Origin of the sequence: Lelliottia amnigena, assembly GCF_019047465.1 — a bacterium.
Lineage (GTDB): Bacteria > Pseudomonadota > Gammaproteobacteria > Enterobacterales > Enterobacteriaceae > Enterobacter > Enterobacter amnigenus.
Genome location: NZ_CP077236.1, coordinates 2,619,429 through 2,638,271 on the forward strand (window position 1 = coordinate 2,619,429; position 18,843 = coordinate 2,638,271).

Annotated in this window: 17 protein-coding genes; 15 read left to right on the forward strand and 2 right to left on the reverse strand. The window is 51.6% G+C overall.

All coding sequences use genetic code 11. The features are described 5' to 3' along the window. Nucleotides 1-18 precede the first annotated feature (18 nt). Both glnD and map read right to left on the reverse strand, forming a co-directional pair. Nucleotides 19-2,694 carry a bifunctional uridylyltransferase/uridylyl-removing protein GlnD gene (gene glnD, locus I6L74_RS12250; protein ID WP_059180071.1) on the reverse strand — a complete coding sequence of 892 codons (2,676 nt, stop codon included), beginning with the start codon at nucleotides 2,692-2,694 and terminating at the stop codon, nucleotides 19-21. 61 nt (nucleotides 2,695-2,755) lie between these two features. Next, nucleotides 2,756-3,550 carry a type I methionyl aminopeptidase gene (map, locus tag I6L74_RS12255; protein ID WP_059180070.1) on the reverse strand — a complete coding sequence of 265 codons (795 nt, stop codon included), beginning with the start codon at nucleotides 3,548-3,550 and terminating at the stop codon, nucleotides 2,756-2,758. A gap of 322 nt (nucleotides 3,551-3,872) precedes the next feature. Here map and rpsB point away from each other — a divergent pair, with 322 nt between their 5' ends. From rpsB to rnhB, 15 genes are all read left to right on the forward strand, one after another. Then, nucleotides 3,873-4,598, forward strand: coding sequence for a 30S ribosomal protein S2 (gene rpsB / locus I6L74_RS12260; RefSeq protein ID WP_012016115.1), 726 nt, complete (start codon nucleotides 3,873-3,875; stop codon nucleotides 4,596-4,598). Between the two features lie 118 nt (nucleotides 4,599-4,716). Continuing rightward, the gene (gene tsf, locus I6L74_RS12265) at nucleotides 4,717-5,568 is read left to right on the forward strand and encodes a translation elongation factor Ts (RefSeq protein ID WP_012016116.1); all 852 of its coding nucleotides are present in this window, start codon (nucleotides 4,717-4,719) and stop codon (nucleotides 5,566-5,568) included. 149 nt (nucleotides 5,569-5,717) lie between these two features. After that, nucleotides 5,718-6,443: a UMP kinase gene (pyrH, locus tag I6L74_RS12270; protein ID WP_012016117.1), complete on the forward strand. Its 726-nt coding sequence runs from the start codon at nucleotides 5,718-5,720 to the stop codon at nucleotides 6,441-6,443. Nucleotides 6,444-6,611: 168 nt separating this feature from the next. Then, nucleotides 6,612-7,169, forward strand: coding sequence for a ribosome recycling factor (gene frr, locus I6L74_RS12275; RefSeq protein ID WP_012016118.1), 558 nt, complete (start codon nucleotides 6,612-6,614; stop codon nucleotides 7,167-7,169). A gap of 97 nt (nucleotides 7,170-7,266) precedes the next feature. Next, nucleotides 7,267-8,466 carry a 1-deoxy-D-xylulose-5-phosphate reductoisomerase gene (gene ispC, locus I6L74_RS12280; protein ID WP_059180069.1) on the forward strand — a complete coding sequence of 400 codons (1,200 nt, stop codon included), beginning with the start codon at nucleotides 7,267-7,269 and terminating at the stop codon, nucleotides 8,464-8,466. Between the two features lie 185 nt (nucleotides 8,467-8,651). Then, entirely contained in the window at nucleotides 8,652-9,410 is a 759-nt protein-coding gene (gene ispU, locus I6L74_RS12285) for a (2E,6E)-farnesyl-diphosphate-specific ditrans,polycis-undecaprenyl-diphosphate synthase (protein WP_012016120.1), read from the forward strand. Between the two features lie 12 nt (nucleotides 9,411-9,422). Next, nucleotides 9,423-10,280: a phosphatidate cytidylyltransferase gene (gene cdsA / locus I6L74_RS12290; protein ID WP_059180068.1), complete on the forward strand. Its 858-nt coding sequence runs from the start codon at nucleotides 9,423-9,425 to the stop codon at nucleotides 10,278-10,280. An 11-nt stretch (nucleotides 10,281-10,291) separates the two neighbouring features. Beyond that, on the forward strand, nucleotides 10,292-11,644 hold the full coding sequence (gene rseP, locus I6L74_RS12295) for a sigma E protease regulator RseP (RefSeq protein WP_059180067.1): 1,353 nt from the start codon (nucleotides 10,292-10,294) through the stop codon (nucleotides 11,642-11,644). 31 nt (nucleotides 11,645-11,675) lie between these two features. Then, nucleotides 11,676-14,093, forward strand: coding sequence for an outer membrane protein assembly factor BamA (bamA, locus tag I6L74_RS12300; RefSeq protein ID WP_059180066.1), 2,418 nt, complete (start codon nucleotides 11,676-11,678; stop codon nucleotides 14,091-14,093). A gap of 122 nt (nucleotides 14,094-14,215) precedes the next feature. After that, the gene (gene skp, locus I6L74_RS12305) at nucleotides 14,216-14,710 is read left to right on the forward strand and encodes a molecular chaperone Skp (RefSeq protein ID WP_012016124.1); all 495 of its coding nucleotides are present in this window, start codon (nucleotides 14,216-14,218) and stop codon (nucleotides 14,708-14,710) included. Nucleotides 14,711-14,713: 3 nt separating this feature from the next. After that, nucleotides 14,714-15,739 (forward strand): UDP-3-O-(3-hydroxymyristoyl)glucosamine N-acyltransferase, encoded by a 1,026-nt coding sequence (gene lpxD, locus I6L74_RS12310; protein ID WP_059180065.1) that lies wholly within the window; start codon nucleotides 14,714-14,716, stop codon nucleotides 15,737-15,739. Nucleotides 15,740-15,842: 103 nt separating this feature from the next. Beyond that, entirely contained in the window at nucleotides 15,843-16,298 is a 456-nt protein-coding gene (gene fabZ / locus I6L74_RS12315; RefSeq protein ID WP_007373234.1) for a 3-hydroxyacyl-ACP dehydratase FabZ, read from the forward strand. A gap of 3 nt (nucleotides 16,299-16,301) precedes the next feature. Beyond that, nucleotides 16,302-17,090, forward strand: coding sequence for an acyl-ACP--UDP-N-acetylglucosamine O-acyltransferase (gene lpxA, locus I6L74_RS12320; RefSeq protein ID WP_059180064.1), 789 nt, complete (start codon nucleotides 16,302-16,304; stop codon nucleotides 17,088-17,090). Further along, nucleotides 17,090-18,241, forward strand: a complete 1,152-nt coding sequence (gene lpxB / locus I6L74_RS12325; RefSeq protein WP_059180063.1) for a lipid-A-disaccharide synthase — start codon at nucleotides 17,090-17,092, stop codon at nucleotides 18,239-18,241. Before lpxA ends, lpxB begins: the two co-directional genes overlap by 1 nt. Continuing rightward, nucleotides 18,235-18,831, forward strand: a complete 597-nt coding sequence (rnhB, locus tag I6L74_RS12330; RefSeq protein ID WP_059180062.1) for a ribonuclease HII — start codon at nucleotides 18,235-18,237, stop codon at nucleotides 18,829-18,831. The genes lpxB and rnhB overlap by 7 nt, the downstream gene beginning before the upstream one ends. Nucleotides 18,832-18,843 lie beyond the last annotated feature (12 nt).

Genomic DNA, 18,843 nt, shown 5'->3' on the forward strand with positions numbered 1-18,843 from the left:
ATTTCACTAAAAAACACGTCACCCTTTATCGTTTGGATTGAGGGCCGCTGTCAACCGTTGTTGCACCTCAAGTTGCAGCTCATTATTAAGCGCACGCCTGTCGGCAGTAGCGATTATGAATAAATCTTCTACTCGCTCGCCAATGGTTGTAATTCTGGCGCCATGCAGGGAAATTCCCAGGTCCGCAAAGACCTGACCAACGCGTGCGAGCAGTCCCGGCTGGTCGAGGGCGATCAGTTCGAGGAACGATTTACGATCGGTATGGGTCGGCAGGAAATTGACCTCGGTATCGACGGTAAAATGGCGCAGTTTTGCCGGTTGGCGACGCGGTTGCGGCGGCTGCCAGCTGTGCTGAGTAATGGCCTGCTCCAGACCAAAGCGAATGGCTTCATGGCGATCGGCAGAAAGAGGGCTTCCGTCTGGCTCTAGCACGATAAAGGTGTCCATCGCCATGCCGTCGCGCGTGGTGAAAATCTGCGCGTCGTGCACGCTAAGATTTCGCCTGTCCAGTTCAGCGCACACCGCAGCAAACAGATAGGCTCTGTCAGGGCTCCAGATGAAAATTTCCGTCCCGCCGCGTGTGGCCTGTGGACTCAACAGGATCATCGGCTTCGACAGATCGTGGTCGAGAAGATGGCGGGCATGCCAGGCGAGCTGATGTGGGCTGTGACGCACAAAATAGTTCGCCCGACAGCGCGACCAGATCTGATGAAGGGCCTCTTCATCAATGTTGTCCATGCGTAGCAGTGCCAATGCCTGAAGCTGGTGGTGACGCACGCGTTCCCGCATATCGGGCGTGTTTTGCATCCCACGGCGCAGCTGCTTTTCAGTGGCAAAATAGAGTTCGCGCAACAGGCTTTGCTTCCAGCTGTTCCACAGCGTTTCGTTGGTGGCGCAGATATCTGCCACGGTGAGACACACCAGAAAACGCAGCCGGTTTTCCGTCTGGACGATTTCGGCGAACTGCTTGATGACTTCCGGATCCTGAATATCGCGACGCTGTGCGGTCACGGACATTAACAAGTGATGACGCACAAGCCACGCCACCAGCTGGGTTTCTCGCGAGTTGAGGCCGTGCAATTCGGCAAATTTCAGCACGTCCTGCGCGCCGAGCACGGAGTGATCGCCGCCGCGCCCTTTGGCGATATCGTGGAATAGGGCTGCGATCAGGATCAGCTCCGGGTGGCTGAGTCGCGGCCACAGATCCACACAAAGCGGATGCATGGAACGGGTTTCTTCATTCGCGAAACTTTCGAGTTTCAGCATCACGCGAATGGTATGTTCATCCACCGTGTAGGCATGAAAAAGGTCAAACTGCATCTGACCGACAATGTGCGACCACTGGGGCATATAGGCCCATAACACGCTGTGGCGGTGCATCGGTAAAAGACCACGTTTGACCGCGCCAGGATGGCGCAGCATGCTCAGAAAGAGCGAGCGGGCCTCCGGTATGTAGCAAAGTGGCTGTTTCAGATGGCGGCGTGCGTGACGCAAATGGCGCAGCGTCGTGGAGTAGATCCCGGTGATCGTGCTGTTGCGAACCATGGTGTAAAACATGCGCAGGATCGCTTCCGGCTCGCGCATAAACAGCGTTTCGTCGCGCAGGTCGATCAAGGTACCGCGCAGCTGGAATTCGTCATCGATCGGGCGCGGCTTTTCATCCGGGGTCAGCGCCAGGATCGCTTCATCGAAAAGCTGCAATAGCATCTGATTAAGTTCACTCACGCGACGGGTGACGCGGAAGAAATCCTTCATCATATGTTCAACCGGCTCGTTGCCTTCACCGCTGTAGTTCAGGCGCTGGGCGACGCTCAACTGCCTGTCGAACAGCAGACGGTTGTCATAGCGGGTGACCTCAAGATGCAGCGCAAAACGGATCCGCCATAGCAGATGCAGGCATTCGTTTAGCTCGTTGCGTTCGGCTTCGGTTAAAAAGCCAAAGCCGACCATCTCATCAAGGGATGTCGCGCCAAAATGGCGACGGGCAACCCACTGAAGCGTGTGGATGTCGCGCAACCCACCCGGGCTGCTTTTGATATCTGGCTCAAGATTATAGCTGGTGCCGTGATACCGCTGGTGGCGCACATTTTGTTCTTCAACCTTGGCGGCAAAGAATTTTTCGGAAGGCCAGAAGCCTTCGCTGAAAATGTGCTTCTGTAGTTCAAGAAACAGCGCGACGTCGCCAATCAGCAAACGTGTTTCGATCAGATTGGTGGCGACGGTCAGATCGGATAGCCCTTCGAGCAGACACTCTTCAAGCGTGCGAACGCTGTGGCCCACTTCCAGCTTGACGTCCCACAGCAGCGTCAGCAGTTCACCAATTTTTTGCGCCTGTTCGTCCGACAGCTTTTTACGGCTCAGGACGAGCAGGTCGATGTCGGACAATGGGTGTAACTCACCGCGTCCGTACCCGCCGACAGCGACCAGCGCGACGTCGCTGATTTGCCCAAAGCCATAATCAATCCACAGCCGTTGCAGCATTTGGTCGATAAATTCGGTGCGCGCTTCAATGAGCGCTTCCGCAGAAATGCCTTCGTCAAAGGCTTTACCCAGCCAACGCTGAAATACCTCAATGTGCGCTTTGATATCCGCACACGTCAGCTCACGCTGAGGCCACACTCCCGGGTTGTCCGGCTGATCGGGCAGGGTGGGGAGTGCCGTGTTGGCATACTGTTCGGGTAAAAGGTTATTCATCTACGTCACCCATAAGTAAAAGCTATCGCCATTAAAAAAGCCGGCATTCGCCGGCTTCTTATTATTCGTTGTGCGAGAGTATCGCCGGGATGGTGTCATCCTTTCGCAACGTCATAATTTCGCAGCCGTTGTCTGTGACCACAATAGTATGCTCGTACTGCGCAGACAAGCTTCTGTCTTTGGTTTTTACCGTCCAGCCATCTTTCATGGTGCGGATGCGGTAGTCGCCGGAGTTCACCATCGGTTCGATAGTAAAGGTCATGCCTTTTTGCAGCACCACGCCGCCATCGTCTGCATCGTAGTGCAGAACCTGCGGTTCTTCGTGGAAGACGCGACCAATGCCGTGACCGCAGTATTCGCGAACCACGGAAAAACCTTCCGCTTCGACAAATTTCTGAATGGCGGCACCGAGGGTACGCAGACGAATGCCTGGTTTCACCATCTTCAACGCCAGATAGAGGCTTTCTTGCGTCACACGACACAGGCGCTCGCCCAGAATGGTGGGCTTGCCGACGATAAACATTTTTGAGGTGTCGCCGTGATATTCGTCTTTAATGACGGTCACGTCGATGTTAACGATATCACCGTCCTTCAGCAGCTTCTCATCATCCGGGATGCCGTGGCAGACGACTTCATTAATAGAGATACAGACGGATTTCGGGAAGCCGTGGTAGCCCAGGCAAGCGGAAACCGCGTGCTGCTCATTAACGATATAGTCATTACAGATGCGATCCAGCTCGCCGGTGCTGACGCCCGGTTTAATGAACGGCTCGATCATTTCCAGCACTTCAGCGGCCAGACGACCGGCGACGCGCATTTTTTCAATTTCTTCAGGGGTCTTAATAGAGATAGCCATGTAATCTGTCCATCAGTGTCGATTTTTTCGACGATACTAGTCTTTGTGTTGTCAATGGTATCAGTCCCTCGCACTTGCTGCCAAATTGAGAATCAGTAACAGCACATCAGGCCAACAATTATTGGTTTCTGCCGGTGTTTTGTGGTATAAAGCGCGCCGGACTTCCGATCCATTTCGTATACACAAGATGGACCTGAAGCGACAAATCTCACTTTGTGTAATTACACACACGTATCGGCACATATTCCGGGGTGCCCCTAGGGGTCGGTAATATGGGATACGTGGAGGCATAACCCCAACATTTACTATAGAGGTTTTTACCATGGCAACTGTTTCCATGCGCGACATGCTCAAGGCTGGTGTTCACTTTGGTCACCAGACCCGTTACTGGAACCCGAAAATGAAGCCTTTCATCTTCGGCGCGCGTAACAAAGTTCACATCATCAACCTTGAGAAAACTGTACCAATGTTCAACGAAGCCCTGGCTGAGCTGAGCAAGATCTCTTCCCGTAAAGGTAAGATTCTGTTTGTTGGTACTAAACGCGCTGCAAGCGAAGCTGTGAAAGATGCTGCTAACAACTGCGACCAGTTCTTCGTGAACCATCGCTGGTTGGGCGGTATGCTGACTAACTGGAAAACTGTTCGTCAGTCCATCAAGCGCCTGAAAGATCTGGAAATCCAGTCTCAGGACGGTACTTTCGATAAGCTGACCAAAAAAGAAGCCCTGATGCGCACTCGTGAGCTGGCCAAGCTGGAAAACAGCCTGGGCGGTATCAAAGACATGGGTGGTCTGCCAGACGCTCTGTTCGTTATCGATGCTGACCACGAGCACATCGCAATTAAAGAAGCCAACAACCTGGGTATCCCGGTATTTGCTATCGTTGATACCAACTCCGATCCGGACGGTGTTGACTTCGTTATCCCGGGTAACGACGATGCAATCCGTGCTGTTACTCTGTACCTGGGTGCTGTAGCGGCAACCGTACGTGAAGGCCGTTCTCAGGATCTGGCTTCTCAAGCGGAAGAAAGCTTCGTAGAAGCTGAATAATAAGGTTCTACCCCTTATTAGTACCGTGTATGGATAGGGGCCTCTTAATGGCCCCTTTTTCACTTTTAAACCTGTTTGGTTCCATGAACCGAGCCGGTCATCTCCCGAGGATTTAAGAATGGCTGAAATTACCGCATCCCTGGTAAAAGAGCTGCGCGAACGTACTGGCGCAGGCATGATGGATTGCAAAAAAGCACTGGTTGAAGCTAACGGCGACATCGAGCTGGCAATCGAAAACATGCGTAAATCCGGCGCGATCAAAGCGGCGAAAAAAGCAGGCAACGTTGCTGCTGACGGCGTAATCCTGACCAAAATCGACGGCACCTACGGCATCATTCTGGAAGTTAACTGCCAGACTGACTTCGTAGCAAAAGACGGTGGTTTCCAGGCATTTGCTAACAAAGTTCTGGACGCTGCTATCGCTGGCAAAATCACTGACGTTGACGTTCTGAAAGCACAGTTCGAAGAAGAGCGTGTTGCGCTGGTTGCTAAAATCGGTGAGAACATCAACATCCGTCGTGTTGCTTCCATCGAAGGCGACGTACTGGGTTCTTACCAGCACGGTGCACGTATCGGTGTTCTGGTTGCTGCTAAAGGCGCTGACGAAGAGCTGGTTAAACAGCTGGCTATGCACATCGCTGCAAGCAAACCAGAATTCGTTAAGCCAGAAGACGTGTCTGCTGAAGTGGTAGAAAAAGAGTACCAGGTTCAGCTCGACATCGCTATGCAGTCTGGCAAGCCAAAAGAAATCGCAGAGAAAATGGTTGAAGGCCGCATGAAGAAATTCACCGGCGAAGTTTCTCTGACGGGTCAGCCATTCGTTATGGATCCAACCAAGTCTGTTGCTCAGCTGCTGAAAGAGCACAATGCTGACGTGACTGGTTTCATCCGCTTCGAAGTGGGCGAAGGCATCGAGAAAGTCGAAACTGACTTCGCAGCAGAAGTTGCTGCAATGTCCAAGCAGTCTTAAGGATTGCGAAGGAGCCGCCTGAGGGCGGCTTCTTTTTGCCCGTCATGTAAAAATCAGACAGAAACCCGTAGTTTCTGCACTGATAAGCGACGTACTATGTCGCCAGAATTAACCCCCATCTCAATCGTTGACAGTCTCAGGAAAGAAACATGGCTACCAATGCAAAACCCGTGTACAAACGCATTCTGCTTAAGCTTAGTGGCGAAGCGCTGCAGGGAACAGAAGGCTTCGGTATCGATGCAAGCATTCTTGACCGCATGGCACAGGAAATCAAAGAACTGGTTGAACTGGGTATCCAGGTTGGCGTGGTAATTGGCGGTGGTAATCTTTTCCGTGGCGCTGGTCTGGCGAAAGCGGGTATGAACCGTGTTGTGGGTGACCACATGGGTATGCTGGCTACCGTGATGAATGGCCTGGCAATGCGTGATGCACTTCATCGCGCCTATGTGAACGCGCGCCTGATGTCAGCTATTCCGCTGAACGGCGTGTGCGATAACTACAGCTGGGCAGAAGCGATCAGCCTGCTACGCAATAACCGCGTGGTAATTCTTTCCGCGGGTACCGGTAATCCGTTCTTTACGACCGACTCAGCAGCCTGTCTGCGCGGTATTGAAATCGAAGCCGACGTAGTATTGAAAGCAACCAAAGTGGATGGCGTGTTTACCGCCGATCCCGCAAAAGATCCTTCCGCAACGATGTACGAACAGCTGAGCTACAACGAAGTGCTGGATCAAGAGCTTAAAGTCATGGATCTTGCTGCCTTTACGCTGGCTCGTGACCACAAATTACCGATTCGTGTTTTCAACATGAATAAGCCCGGAGCACTGCGTCGCGTAGTGATGGGTGAAAAAGAAGGCACTTTGATCACGGAATAATTTCCGTTGACGATAAATACAGGTAAGATTCCGCTTTACTTTGTAGTGATTTCTTACCTCGACACGCCTCAGGCGTTGTCATGATTTAAACGCGACTATACTTAGCACACCTATAGCGGCTGTGTTGGCGGATAGTCTGCCTGAAACAAGTTTTCAAGGATTCGTAACGTGATTAGCGATATCAGAAAAGATGCTGAAGTGCGCATGGAAAAATGCGTAGAAGCCTTCAAAAACCAAATTAGCAAAGTGCGCACTGGCCGCGCTTCTCCAAGCCTGCTGGATGGCATTATCGTAGAATATTACGGTACGCCAACCCCTCTGCGTCAGCTGGCGAGCGTCACGGTAGAAGATACCCGTACGCTGAAAATCAACGTCTTTGACCGTTCTTTGGGTCCGGCTGTTGAAAAAGCGATTATGGCTTCTGATTTGGGTTTGAACCCAAGCTCAGCAGGTACAGACATTCGCGTTCCGCTTCCAGCGCTGACTGAAGAACGTCGTAAAGAGCTGATCAAAGTGGTTCGTGGTGAAGCAGAAGGCGCGCGCGTTGCCGTACGTAACGTCCGTCGTGATGCGAACGACAAAGTGAAAGCACTGCTGAAAGATAAAGAAATCAGCGAAGATGACGATCGCCGTTCTCAGGACGACGTGCAGAAACTGACTGACGCAGCCATCAAAAAACTTGATGCGGCGCTGGCAGATAAAGAAGCGGAACTGATGCAGTTCTGATTTCTGTCGTAATCTGATAAACGCCGTTCAGAAAGTCCATGTGACTTTGCTGGCGGCGTTTTGCTTTTATATGGTTTAACTATCTCCCGGGCATCTCATGAAGCATTTAACTCTCCTCGGCTCGACCGGCTCGATTGGTTGCAGCACTCTCGACGTTGTTCGCCATAATCCTGAAAAATACACGGTGACCGCCCTTGTGGCCGGGAAGAACGTGCAGCGCATGGTTGAACAATGTCTTGAGTTTTCTCCCCGTTATGCGGTGATGGATGACGAGGAAAGTGCTCGCCAGGTTAAAGTGTTGCTGGCGGGGCAGGGAAGTGCTACGGAAGTCATGAGCGGGCGACAAGCCGCTTGTGATATGGCTGCGCTGGATGACGTCGATCAGGTGATGGCGGCGATTGTTGGTGCGGCAGGCCTTTTGCCTACGCTCGCAGCAATTGACGCGGGGAAAACCGTTTTACTGGCAAATAAAGAAGCGTTAGTAACATGCGGACGCCTCTTTATGGACGCCGTAAAACAGCGAGGGGCGCGACTTTTACCGGTAGATAGCGAACATAACGCGATTTTTCAGAGTTTACCGCAACCTTTCCAGGAAAACCTGGGGTACGCTTCCCTTGAGCAAAATGGCGTTTTGTCAGTTTTGCTCACCGGGTCTGGTGGCCCGTTCCGTGAAACGCCTTTGTCTGAACTGGTCTCAATGACGCCCGATCAGGCATGCCGTCATCCGAACTGGTCAATGGGGCGAAAAATCTCTGTCGACTCGGCCACCATGATGAATAAAGGTCTGGAATACATTGAAGCTCGCTGGCTGTTTAACGCGTCCGCAAAACAGATGGAAGTGTTGATTCACCCGCAGTCGGTGATCCACTCTATGGTGCGCTATCAGGATGGCAGCGTAATTGCGCAGTTGGGTGAACCGGATATGCGCACGCCAATCGCGCATTCGATGGCGTGGCCAAACCGTGTGATGTCGGGGGCAAAGCCACTCGATTTCTGCAAGCTGAGTGCACTCACCTTCAGCGAACCTGACTACGACCGTTACCCTTGTCTGAAGCTGGCGATGAATGCTTTTGATCAGGGACAAGCGGCAACGACAGCACTGAACGCAGCCAACGAAATTACGGTTGAAGCATTTCTGAAACAGCAGATCCGCTTTACGGATATTGCGGCGCTCAATCTATCGGTTCTTGAAAAGATGGATTTACGGGAACCGCAGAGCGTTGAGGAGGTGCTGGCCGTCGATTTACAGGCTCGCATGGCTGCGCGTAAAGCGGTGACGCATCTCGCAAGCTGGTGATAATCCACCGACTCGTGCTTGTGTTGTTTGTTAGCGTTAGGCTTCAGTGATATAGTCTGCGCCACCTGATCGCAGGTATTTGGCTTTAAGTGGTCAGGTAAGCCGTGGTTAGACACGGCTTTTTTATGTAATGGCTTCAGTATTCCTGAGTACCGTAAAATCCTTTCAGGGACTAAAAACGCGTTATGTTGTCTGCGAATCAACCAATAAGCGAAAACTTGCCCGCTCATGGCTGTCGTCATGTAGCAATCATTATGGATGGCAACGGCCGCTGGGCGAAAAGACAAGGGAAGATACGAGCCTTTGGGCATAAAGCTGGGGCGAAATCTGTTCGTCGCGCCGTTTCATTTGCCGCCAATAACGGCATTGATGCGTTAACGCTCTATGCTTTTAGCAGTGAAAACTGGAATCGACCTCCGCAGGAAGTGACTGCGTTGATGGAGTTGTTTGTGTGGGCGCTCGACAGCGAAGTCAAAAGCCTCCACCGCCACAACGTTCGCTTGCGCATTATTGGCGATACCAGTCGTTTTAACTCACGTTTGCAGGAACGTATTCGCAAAGCGGAAGCGGTGACCGAAAATAATACAGGTCTGACGCTCAATATCGCTGCGAACTACGGCGGACGCTGGGATATTATCCAGGGCGTTCGGCATCTCGCCGAGCAAGTTCAGGAAGGGCTGTTAAGACCCGACCAAATTGATGAAGAGGCGCTGGGTCAGCAAATCTGCATGAATGAACTCGCACCCGTGGATTTGGTAATTAGGACAGGGGGAGAACACCGCATTAGTAACTTTTTGCTTTGGCAAATTGCCTATGCCGAACTTTACTTTACGGATGTGCTCTGGCCCGATTTTGATGAACAAGACTTTGAAGGTGCGCTTTATGCCTTTGCCAATCGTGAGCGTCGCTTCGGCGGTACTGAGCCAGGCGCTGAAAAAGTCTGATGGGGGTAGCTTTTGCTGAAGTATCGCCTGATTTCCGCTTTTGTATTAATACCCATCGTCATTGCGGCGCTGTTTTTACTGCCCCCGGTGGGATTTGCTATTGTCACGCTGGTGGTGTGTATGCTCGCCGCGTGGGAATGGGGACAGCTTAGCGGCTTTACCTCGCGCACTCAGCGAGTATGGCTGGCGGTGCTCTGTGGCCTGTTATTGGCCCTGATGCTGTTTATGTTGCCCGAGTATCATCACGATATTCATCAGCCGCTGGTGGCAGGTTCCCTATGGGCCTCACTGGGTTGGTGGATTGGCGCGTTGCTGCTGGTTCTTTTCTATCCCGAGTCTGCAGCTATCTGGCGCAACTCTAAAACGCTACGTCTGATTTTCGGCCTGCTCACTATTATTCCATTTTTCTGGGGTATGCTCGTGTTGCGCGCCTGGCATTATGACGAAAACCACTACAGCGGTGCGTTGTGGCTGCTTTATGTCATGATTCTCGTCTGGGGTGCTGACTCTGGTGCCTATATGTTTGGTAAACTGTTTGGCAAACATAAACTGGCACCAAAAGTTTCGCCTGGTAAGACCTGGCAGGGGTTCATCGGCGGTCTGTTTACAGCAGCGATTATCTCCTGGGGATATGGTGTCTGGGCAAATCTGGACGTTGCACCGACAACGTTGCTGGTGTGCTCTATTTTTGCTGCGTTGGCATCCGTATTAGGTGATTTGACCGAAAGTATGTTCAAGCGTGAAGCAGGGATTAAAGACAGCGGTCACCTCATTCCAGGACATGGTGGAATACTGGACCGTATTGATAGCCTGACGGCTGCGGTTCCTGTGTTTGCATGCCTGTTGTTTCTGGTATTCGGGACGATTTAACGGAAGGTTTTATGCTGAGCATTCTCTGGAATCTGGCGGCGTTCATAGTTGCACTGGGTGTACTGATTACCGTGCATGAATTTGGCCATTTCTGGGTTGCCCGGCGCTGCGGAGTTCGGGTCGAGCGTTTCTCTATTGGCTTTGGTAAATCGTTGTGGCGCCGTACCGATCGCCATGGCACTGAGTTTGTCATCGCGCTGATCCCTCTTGGCGGTTACGTCAAAATGCTTGATGAACGCGTAGAATCTGTTGCGCCTGAAATGCGACACTACGCGTTCAACAACAAAACAGTGAGCCAACGCGCCGCTATCATCGCTGCCGGCCCGGTAGCCAATTTCATCTTTGCTGTCTTCGCTTATTGGCTGGTGTTTATCATCGGAGTCCCTGGTGTTCGCCCGGTTGTTGGTGAAATTACCGCCAACTCCATCGCAGCAACAGCGCAAATTACGCCAGGCATGGAACTTAAAGCGATCGATGGCATCGAAACCCCTGATTGGGATGCCGTTAGGCTGCAGTTGGTCTCTAAGATTGGCGATGAAAAAGCCTTAGTTAGCGTCTCGCCAGTGGGTGAGAGTCAGCGTCAGGAAAAAATTCTTGATTTGCGTCAGTGGGCTTTTGAGCCAGACAAAGAAGATCCCGTTGCTGCGCTGGGTATTCGTCCGCGTGGTGCGCAGATTGAGCCAGTGTTAGCCGAAGTGCAGGATGATTCAGCAGCACGTAAAGCAGGTTTGCAAGCGGGCGACAGGATCGTTAAAGTCGATGGTCAGCCTTTAACGCAATGGATGACCTTTGTTAATCTGGTGCGCGATAATCCCGGCACACCGTTAGCGCTGGAAGTTGAAAGGCAGGGGAGTCCGCTCTCTTTGACGCTGATTCCGGATACCAAACCGGGCGGTGGCAAGGCTGAGGGGTTTGCTGGCGTAGTGCCAAAAGTGATCCCATTGCCTGATGAGTACAAGACAATACGCCAGTATGGGCCGTTTAGCGCAATCGTTGAAGCCACGGATAAAACATGGCAATTGATGAAGCTTACGGTCACTATGTTGGGGAAATTGATAACTGGTGACGTAAAACTGAACAACCTCAGTGGGCCGATTTCTATCGCCCAAGGGGCTGGGATGTCAGCGGAATTCGGGGTGATTTACTATCTCATGTTTCTCGCGCTCATAAGCGTGAACCTCGGGATAATCAACCTGTTCCCGCTTCCCGTTTTAGATGGGGGGCACCTGCTGTTTTTAGCGATTGAAAAGCTAAAAGGCGGACCAGTATCCGAGCGAGTTCAAGACTTTAGTTATCGCATTGGCTCGATATTGCTGGTGCTGTTAATGGGGCTTGCACTTTTCAATGATTTCTCTCGGTTGTAAGAGAGAGTGTTAGGAAGAACGCATAATAACGATGGCGATGAAAAAGTTGCTCATAGCGTCGCTGCTGTTTAGCAGCGCGACCGTATACGGTGCTGAAGGTTTCGTAGTGAAGGATATTCATTTCGAAGGTCTTCAGCGTGTCGCCGTTGGTGCGGCCCTCCTCAGCATGCCAGTTCGCCAGGGCGACACGGTTAATGATGAAGATATCAGTAATACCATTCGCGCATTGTTTGCCACTGGCAACTTTGAGGATGTCCGCGTCCTTCGCGATGGTGATACGCTGCTGGTACAGGTGAAGGAACGCCCAACGATTGCCAGTATCACTTTCTCCGGTAATAAGTCGGTTAAAGACGATATGCTCAAGCAAAACCTTGAAGCATCGGGTGTTCGTGTCGGGGAATCTCTTGACCGCACCACCCTGTCTGATATCGAAAAAGGACTGGAAGATTTCTACTATAGCGTCGGCAAATACAGCGCGAGCGTAAAAGCCGTTGTCACACCGCTGCCGCGTAACCGTGTCGATCTGAAGCTCGTCTTCCAGGAAGGCGTTTCCGCGAAAATCCAGCAGATCAATATCGTGGGTAACCACGCGTTCAGTACGGACGAATTGATCTCTACGTTCCAGCTCCGCGACGAAGTGCCGTGGTGGAACGTGGTTGGCGATCGTAAATATCAGAAGCAAAAGCTGGCCGGCGACCTTGAAACCCTCCGTAGCTACTATCTGGATCGTGGTTACGCCCGTTTCAATATCGACTCGACTCAGGTCAGTCTGACTCCGGACAAAAAAGGTATCTACATTACGGTAAACATCACTGAAGGCGATCAATATAAGCTTTCAGGTGTTGAAGTCAGTGGAAACCTGGCGGGTCATTCTGCAGAAATTGAGAGCCTGACCAAACTTCAGCCGGGTGAGCTGTATAGCGGCGCAAAAGTGACCAAAATGGAAGACGGCATTAAAAAGCTGCTCGGCCGTTACGGTTATGCTTATCCGCGCGTACAAACGCAGCCTGAGATCAATGATACGGACAAAACCGTTAAACTTCGCGTAAACGTTGATGCGGGCAACCGTTTCTACGTGCGTAAAATTCGCTTTGAAGGTAACGATACCTCTAAAGACTCCGTACTTCGCCGCGAAATGCGTCAGATGGAAGGCGCGTGGTTAGGTAGCGACCTGGTCGATCAGGGTAAAGAGCGTCTGAACCGTCTGGGCTATTTCGAAACGGTTGATACGGATACCCAGCGTGTTGCGGGCAGTCCTGATCAGGTAGACGTTGTTTACAAGGTCAAAGAGCGTAACACCGGTAGCTTCAACTTTGGTGTCGGTTACGGCACAGAAAGTGGCGTGAGCTTCCAGGTTGGCGTTCAGCAGGATAACTGGTTAGGTACTGGCTATTCCGTTGGTATCAACGGAACCAAAAACGATTACCAGACGTACTCTGAATTCTCGGTGACTAACCCTTACTTTACTGTTGATGGTGTGAGTCTTGGCGGTCGTATTTTCTATAACGACTTTAAAGCTGACGATGCGGATCTGTCTTCGTACACCAACAAAAGCTATGGTGTAGACGGAACGCTTGGCTTCCCGATTAACGAATATAACACCCTGCGTGCTGGCTTAGGATACGTGCATAACGACCTGTCCAATATGCAACCGCAGGTGGCGATGTGGCGTTATCTGGACTCAATCGGTCAAACAGCAAGTAAATCCAGCGACAATAATGGCTTTGCTGCAGATGATTTCACCTTTAACTATGGCTGGACGTATAACCGTCTTGACCGTGGTTTCTTCCCAACGGAAGGTTCTCGCGTCAACCTGAACGGTAAAGTCACCGTGCCGGGTTCCGACAACGAGTTCTATAAATTGACGCTTGATACCGCATCCTATTTCCCGATCGATGACGATCATAAATGGGTGGTTCTGGGTCGTACGCGTTGGGGTTATGGTGACGGTTTAGGTAGCAAAGAGCTGCCATTCTACGAAAACTTCTATGCCGGCGGTTCCAGCACAGTGCGCGGCTTCCAGTCCAATAACATTGGTCCGAAAGCGGTGTATTACGGCGGTAATGACAAAGATAACTGTAATAAGACATCTTCCAGTGAAGTATGTAGTTCTGATGACGCAGTAGGCGGTAACGCCATGGGTGTCGCCAGCCTGGAAATAATCACACCTACGCCGTTTATCAGTGACAAGTATGCGAACTCTGTACGTACTTCGTTCTTCTGGGATGCGGGTACGGTATGGGATACCAACTGGGAAAACACTGCGCAGATGAAAGCAGCTGGTGTGCCAGACTATAGCGATCCGAGCAACATTCGCATGTCTGCAGGTATCGCATTACAATGGATGTCACCGTTGGGGCCGTTGGTCTTCTCTTACGCCCAACCGTTTAAGAAATACGATGGAGACAAAGCGGAGCAGTTCCAGTTTAACATTGGTAAAACCTGGTAATAATCCGCAGCAATGGAATGCGTTTGCAGTGTAGCGCTGACAACCGGCGATCGAATAGACGATCGCCTTGCCACGCAAAGAACGGTACCTTTGGGTGCCAATGGGATGGTAAGGAGTTTATTGTGAAAAAGTGGTTATTAGCGGCAGGTCTTGGTTTGGCGATGGTGACTTCTGCTCAGGCAGCGGACAAAATTGCAATCGTCAACATGGGCAATCTGTTCCAGCAAGTTGCACAGAAAACCGGTGTTTCTGCAACACTGGAAAATGAATTCAAAGGCCGTGCTAGCGAGCTGCAAGGTATGGAAAGCGACCTTCAGTCCAAAATGCAGCGTCTGCAGCGTGATGGTTCTACCATGAAAGCAAGCGATCGCAGCAAGCTGGAAAAAGACGTGATGGCACAGCGCCAGACCTTCTCTCAGAAAGCGCAGGCTTTCGAGCAGGATCGTCAGCGTCGCTCTAACGAAGAACGTGGCAAACTGGTCACTCGTATCCAGTCTGCGGTGAAATCCGTAGCGGCCGATCAGAGTATCGATCTGGTTGTTGACGCGAATGCCGTTGCTTTCAATAGCAAAGATGTTAAAGACATCACTGCAGATGTACTGAAACAGGTTAAATAAGTAATGCCTTCTATTCGACTGGCTGATCTAGCTCAGCAGTTGGATGCAGAATTACACGGTGATGGCGATATCGTCATCACCGCTGTTGCGTCCATGCAATCTGCTAAAACAGGCAATATTACGTTCATCGTAAGCCCTAAGTACCGTGAACACCTGGCCCAATGCCAGGCGTCTGCTGTGGTATTAACACAGGACGACCTTCCTTTTGCCACAGGCGCAGCGCTGGTAGTGAAAAATCCCTACCTGACTTACGCGCGCATGGCTCAGATTTTGGATACCACGCCGCAGCCGGCACAGAACATTGCACCAAGTGCAGCGATCGATTCAACGGCAAAGCTGGGTAGCAACGTATCAATTGGTGCGAACGCCGTCATCGAGTCCGATGCTGTTTTGGGTGATAACGTGGTGATCGGTGCGGGTTGCTTCGTTGGCAAACACACTAAAATTGGTGCAGGCACCCGCTTGTGGGCCAATGTCACCGTTTATCATGAAATTGAGATTGGCGAAAACTGCCTGATCCAGTCCGGTACCGTAATCGGTTCGGATGGTTTTGGCTATGCTAACGATCGTGGTAATTGGATCAAGATCCCTCAGCTAGGTCGCGTGATTATCGGCGATCGTGTTGAGATCGGTGCATGTACGACGATCGACCGCGGTGCGCTCGACGACACCCTTATTGGTAATGGTGTTATCATCGATAACCAATGTCAGATTGCGCATAACGTCGTGATTGGCGACAATACCGCAGTTGCGGGCGGCGTAATCATGGCAGGCAGCCTGAAAATTGGCCGCTACTGCATGATCGGTGGAGCCAGCGTGATCAATGGCCATATGGAAATATGCGACAAAGTCACGGTGACAGGCATGGGTATGGTGATGCGTCCTATCACTGAACCTGGTGTTTACTCCTCCGGTATTCCGCTGCAACCGAATAAGATGTGGCGTAAAACCGCAGCTCTGGTGATGAATATTGATGATATGAGTAAGCGCCTCAAGTCTATTGAGCGCAAAATCAATCAACAAGACTAAGCGTTCATCCTTTAACGCTAAATTTCCCGGCCTGTCGGCTTTCTTATAATCCGGCAGGCCGTGTTATTATTGCTATTCAGTACATTTTGACAGGAAGAGTATTTTGACTACCGACACTCATACTCTGCATATTGAAGAGATTTTAGAACTTCTGCCGCACCGCTACCCGTTTTTGCTGGTAGATCGTGTGCTGGATTTTGAAGAAGGTCGTTTTCTGCGCGCAGTGAAAAATGTTTCAGTAAATGAGCCATTCTTCCAGGGACATTTCCCTGGTAAGCCTATCTTCCCGGGTGTTTTGATCCTGGAAGCCATGGCACAGGCAACGGGTATTCTCGCGTTTAAAAGCGTGGGTAAACTTGAGCCTGGTGAGTTGTATTACTTCGCGGGTATTGATGAAGCGCGCTTTAAGCGCCCAGTCGTACCTGGTGATCAGATGATCATGGAAGTGACTTTTGAAAAAACGCGCCGTGGACTGACGCGCTTCAAAGGCGTTGCTTTAGTTGACGGCAAAGTGGTTTGTGAAGCTACCATGATGTGTGCGCGTAGCCGGGAGGCCTGATACGTGATTGATAAAACCGCCTTTATTCATCCAACTGCCATTGTGGAAGAGGGTGCCATTATTGGTGCTAACGCTCACATTGGCCCATTCTGTATTGTTGGACCCCATGTCGTAATTGGTGAGGGTACCGTACTGAAATCTCACGTCGTCGTGAATGGTCATACGACCATGGGTCGCGATAATGAGATCTATCAGTTCGCCTCCATCGGCGAAGTCAACCAGGATCTGAAGTATGCTGGTGAGCCGACCCGTCTGGAAATCGGCGATCGTAACCGCATTCGCGAAAGCGTCACCATTCATCGTGGCACAGTACAGGGTGGTGGATTGACGAAGGTGGGCAGCGACAACCTCTTTATGGTCAATGCGCATATTGCGCACGACTGTACAGTGGGTAGCCGTTGTATCCTCGCCAACAACGCAACGCTGGCGGGGCACGTATCGGTTGATGATTTCGCGATCATTGGCGGCATGACGGCAGTCCATCAGTTCTGTATTATTGGTGCGCACGTCATGGTCGGCGGTTGCTCCGGTGTCGCGCAAGACGTTCCACCGTATGTGATTGCGCAGGGTAACCACGCCACACCTTTTGGCGTTAACATTGAAGGCCTCAAGCGTCGTGGATTTAGCCGCGAAGCAATTACAGCGATCCGCAACGCGTACAAATTGATGTACCGTAGCGGCAAAACGCTCGAAGAGGCTAAGCCAGAAGTGGCTGCGCTGGCAGAACAGTACCCAGAGGTCAAAGCGTTCACTGAGTTCTTTGAACGCTCGACTCGAGGTCTGATTCGTTAATGGTCGACAACCGTCCACTAACGATTGCCCTGGTCGCCGGAGAAACCTCCGGCGATATTCTTGGTGCAGGTCTCATCCGGGCACTCAAGGCTCGTGTACCGAATGCTCGCTTTGTGGGCGTTGCTGGCCCGCTGATGCAGGCCGAAGGCTGTGAAGCCTGGTACGAAATGGAAGAGCTCGCGGTAATGGGCATTGTTGAAGTGCTGGGGCGTTTACGCCGTTTGCTGCATATTCGCGCCGATCTCACGCGTCGTTTTACCGATCTTAAGCCCGATGTTTTTGTTGGCATTGATGCGCCTGATTTCAATATCACCCTCGAAGGCAACCTGAAAAAACAGGGTATTAAAACTGTTCACTACGTCAGCCCGTCCGTCTGGGCATGGCGACAGAAACGTGTTTTCAAAATAGGCAGATCCACCGATATGGTGCTGGCTTTTCTGCCTTTCGAAAAAGCGTTTTATGACAGATTCAATGTGCCATGCCGTTTTATCGGGCACACCATGGCCGATGCCATGCCGCTTGATCCGGATAAAAATGCTGCACGAGATACTCTTGGCATCCCGCATGACGCTCACTGTCTGGCTCTTTTGCCGGGTAGCCGTGGCGCAGAAGTCGAAATGCTTAGCGCTGATTTCCTGAAGACCGCGCAAATTCTTCGCCAGACATATCCCGATCTGGAAGTGGTTGTGCCGCTCGTGAATGCCAAACGCCGTGAGCAGTTTGAGCGCATCAAAGCGGAAGTCGCGCCTGACCTGCACATTCACCTTCTGGATGGCAAAGGACGTGAAGCCATGGTGGCGAGTGATGCCGCATTGCTGGCGTCCGGAACGGCTGCGCTGGAATGCATGTTGGCAAAATGCCCAATGGTTGTGGGTTATCGCATGAAGCCATTTACCTTCTGGCTGGCGAAGCGTCTGGTCAAAACGGATTATGTTTCATTGCCTAATCTGCTGGCAGGCCGAGAGTTAGTCAAAGAGCTGTTGCAGGATGAGTGTCAGCCTCAGGCATTAGCCGATGCGCTGTTGCCCTTACTGGCAGACGGTAAAACCCGTCATCAAATGCACGACACCTTCCGTGAACTGCATCAGCAGATCCGCTGTAACGCCGATGAGCAAGCAGCAGATGCCGTGATGGAGTTAGCGCAATGCTAGAGTTTGTTTACCCACATACGCACCTTGTTGCGGGTGTGGATGAGGTCGGACGCGGGCCATTGGTGGGTGCCGTTGTCACTGCAGCGGTCATTCTGGACCCTGCTCGCCCGATCGTAGGGCTGAATGATTCGAAGAAACTGTCTGAAAAACGCCGTCTGGCGCTCTATGATGAAATCAAAGAAAAAGCACTGGCGTGGAGTTTAGGCCGCGCAGAGCCCGAAGAGATTGACGAGCTGAACATTCTTCACGCCACCATGTTGGCGATGCAGCGGGCTGTCGCCGGGCTGAAAATCGTACCAGAATATGTGCTGATCGACGGTAATCGCTGCCCTGCTCTGCCGATGCGCTCATTGGCGGTGGTGAAAGGGGATAGTCGTGTGGCCGAGATCAGCGCAGCGTCCATCATTGCCAAAGTGACACGCGATGCCGAAATGGCGGCGCTGGATCTTTCATATCCTCAGTATGGTTTCGCCCAGCACAAGGGATATCCAACCGCTTTCCATCTGGAGAGACTGTCTGAGCATGGTCCAACTGAACATCATCGACGCAGTTTTGGTCCGGTGAAACGCGCACTGGGACTGGTGTGCTGAATCAATACGTAA

Bases quoted from the DNA above. Each gene is read 5' to 3' on its own strand.
- lpxB (WP_059180063.1), top strand. From the start codon at position 17,090: ATGGTCGACAACCGTCCACTAACGATTGCCCTGGTCGCCGGAGAAACC.
- glnD (WP_059180071.1), bottom strand. From the start codon at position 2,694: ATGAATAACCTTTTACCCGAACAGTATGCCAACACGGCACTCCCCACC.
- rseP (WP_059180067.1), top strand. From the start codon at position 10,292: ATGCTGAGCATTCTCTGGAATCTGGCGGCGTTCATAGTTGCACTGGGT.
- ispC (WP_059180069.1), top strand. From the start codon at position 7,267: ATGAAGCATTTAACTCTCCTCGGCTCGACCGGCTCGATTGGTTGCAGC.
- lpxD (WP_059180065.1), top strand. From the start codon at position 14,714: ATGCCTTCTATTCGACTGGCTGATCTAGCTCAGCAGTTGGATGCAGAA.
- map (WP_059180070.1), bottom strand. From the start codon at position 3,550: ATGGCTATCTCTATTAAGACCCCTGAAGAAATTGAAAAAATGCGCGTC.
- bamA (WP_059180066.1), top strand. From the start codon at position 11,676: ATGGCGATGAAAAAGTTGCTCATAGCGTCGCTGCTGTTTAGCAGCGCG.
- ispU (WP_012016120.1), top strand. From the start codon at position 8,652: ATGTTGTCTGCGAATCAACCAATAAGCGAAAACTTGCCCGCTCATGGC.
- tsf (WP_012016116.1), top strand. From the start codon at position 4,717: ATGGCTGAAATTACCGCATCCCTGGTAAAAGAGCTGCGCGAACGTACT.
- rpsB (WP_012016115.1), top strand. From the start codon at position 3,873: ATGGCAACTGTTTCCATGCGCGACATGCTCAAGGCTGGTGTTCACTTT.
- pyrH (WP_012016117.1), top strand. From the start codon at position 5,718: ATGGCTACCAATGCAAAACCCGTGTACAAACGCATTCTGCTTAAGCTT.
- rnhB (WP_059180062.1), top strand. From the start codon at position 18,235: ATGCTAGAGTTTGTTTACCCACATACGCACCTTGTTGCGGGTGTGGAT.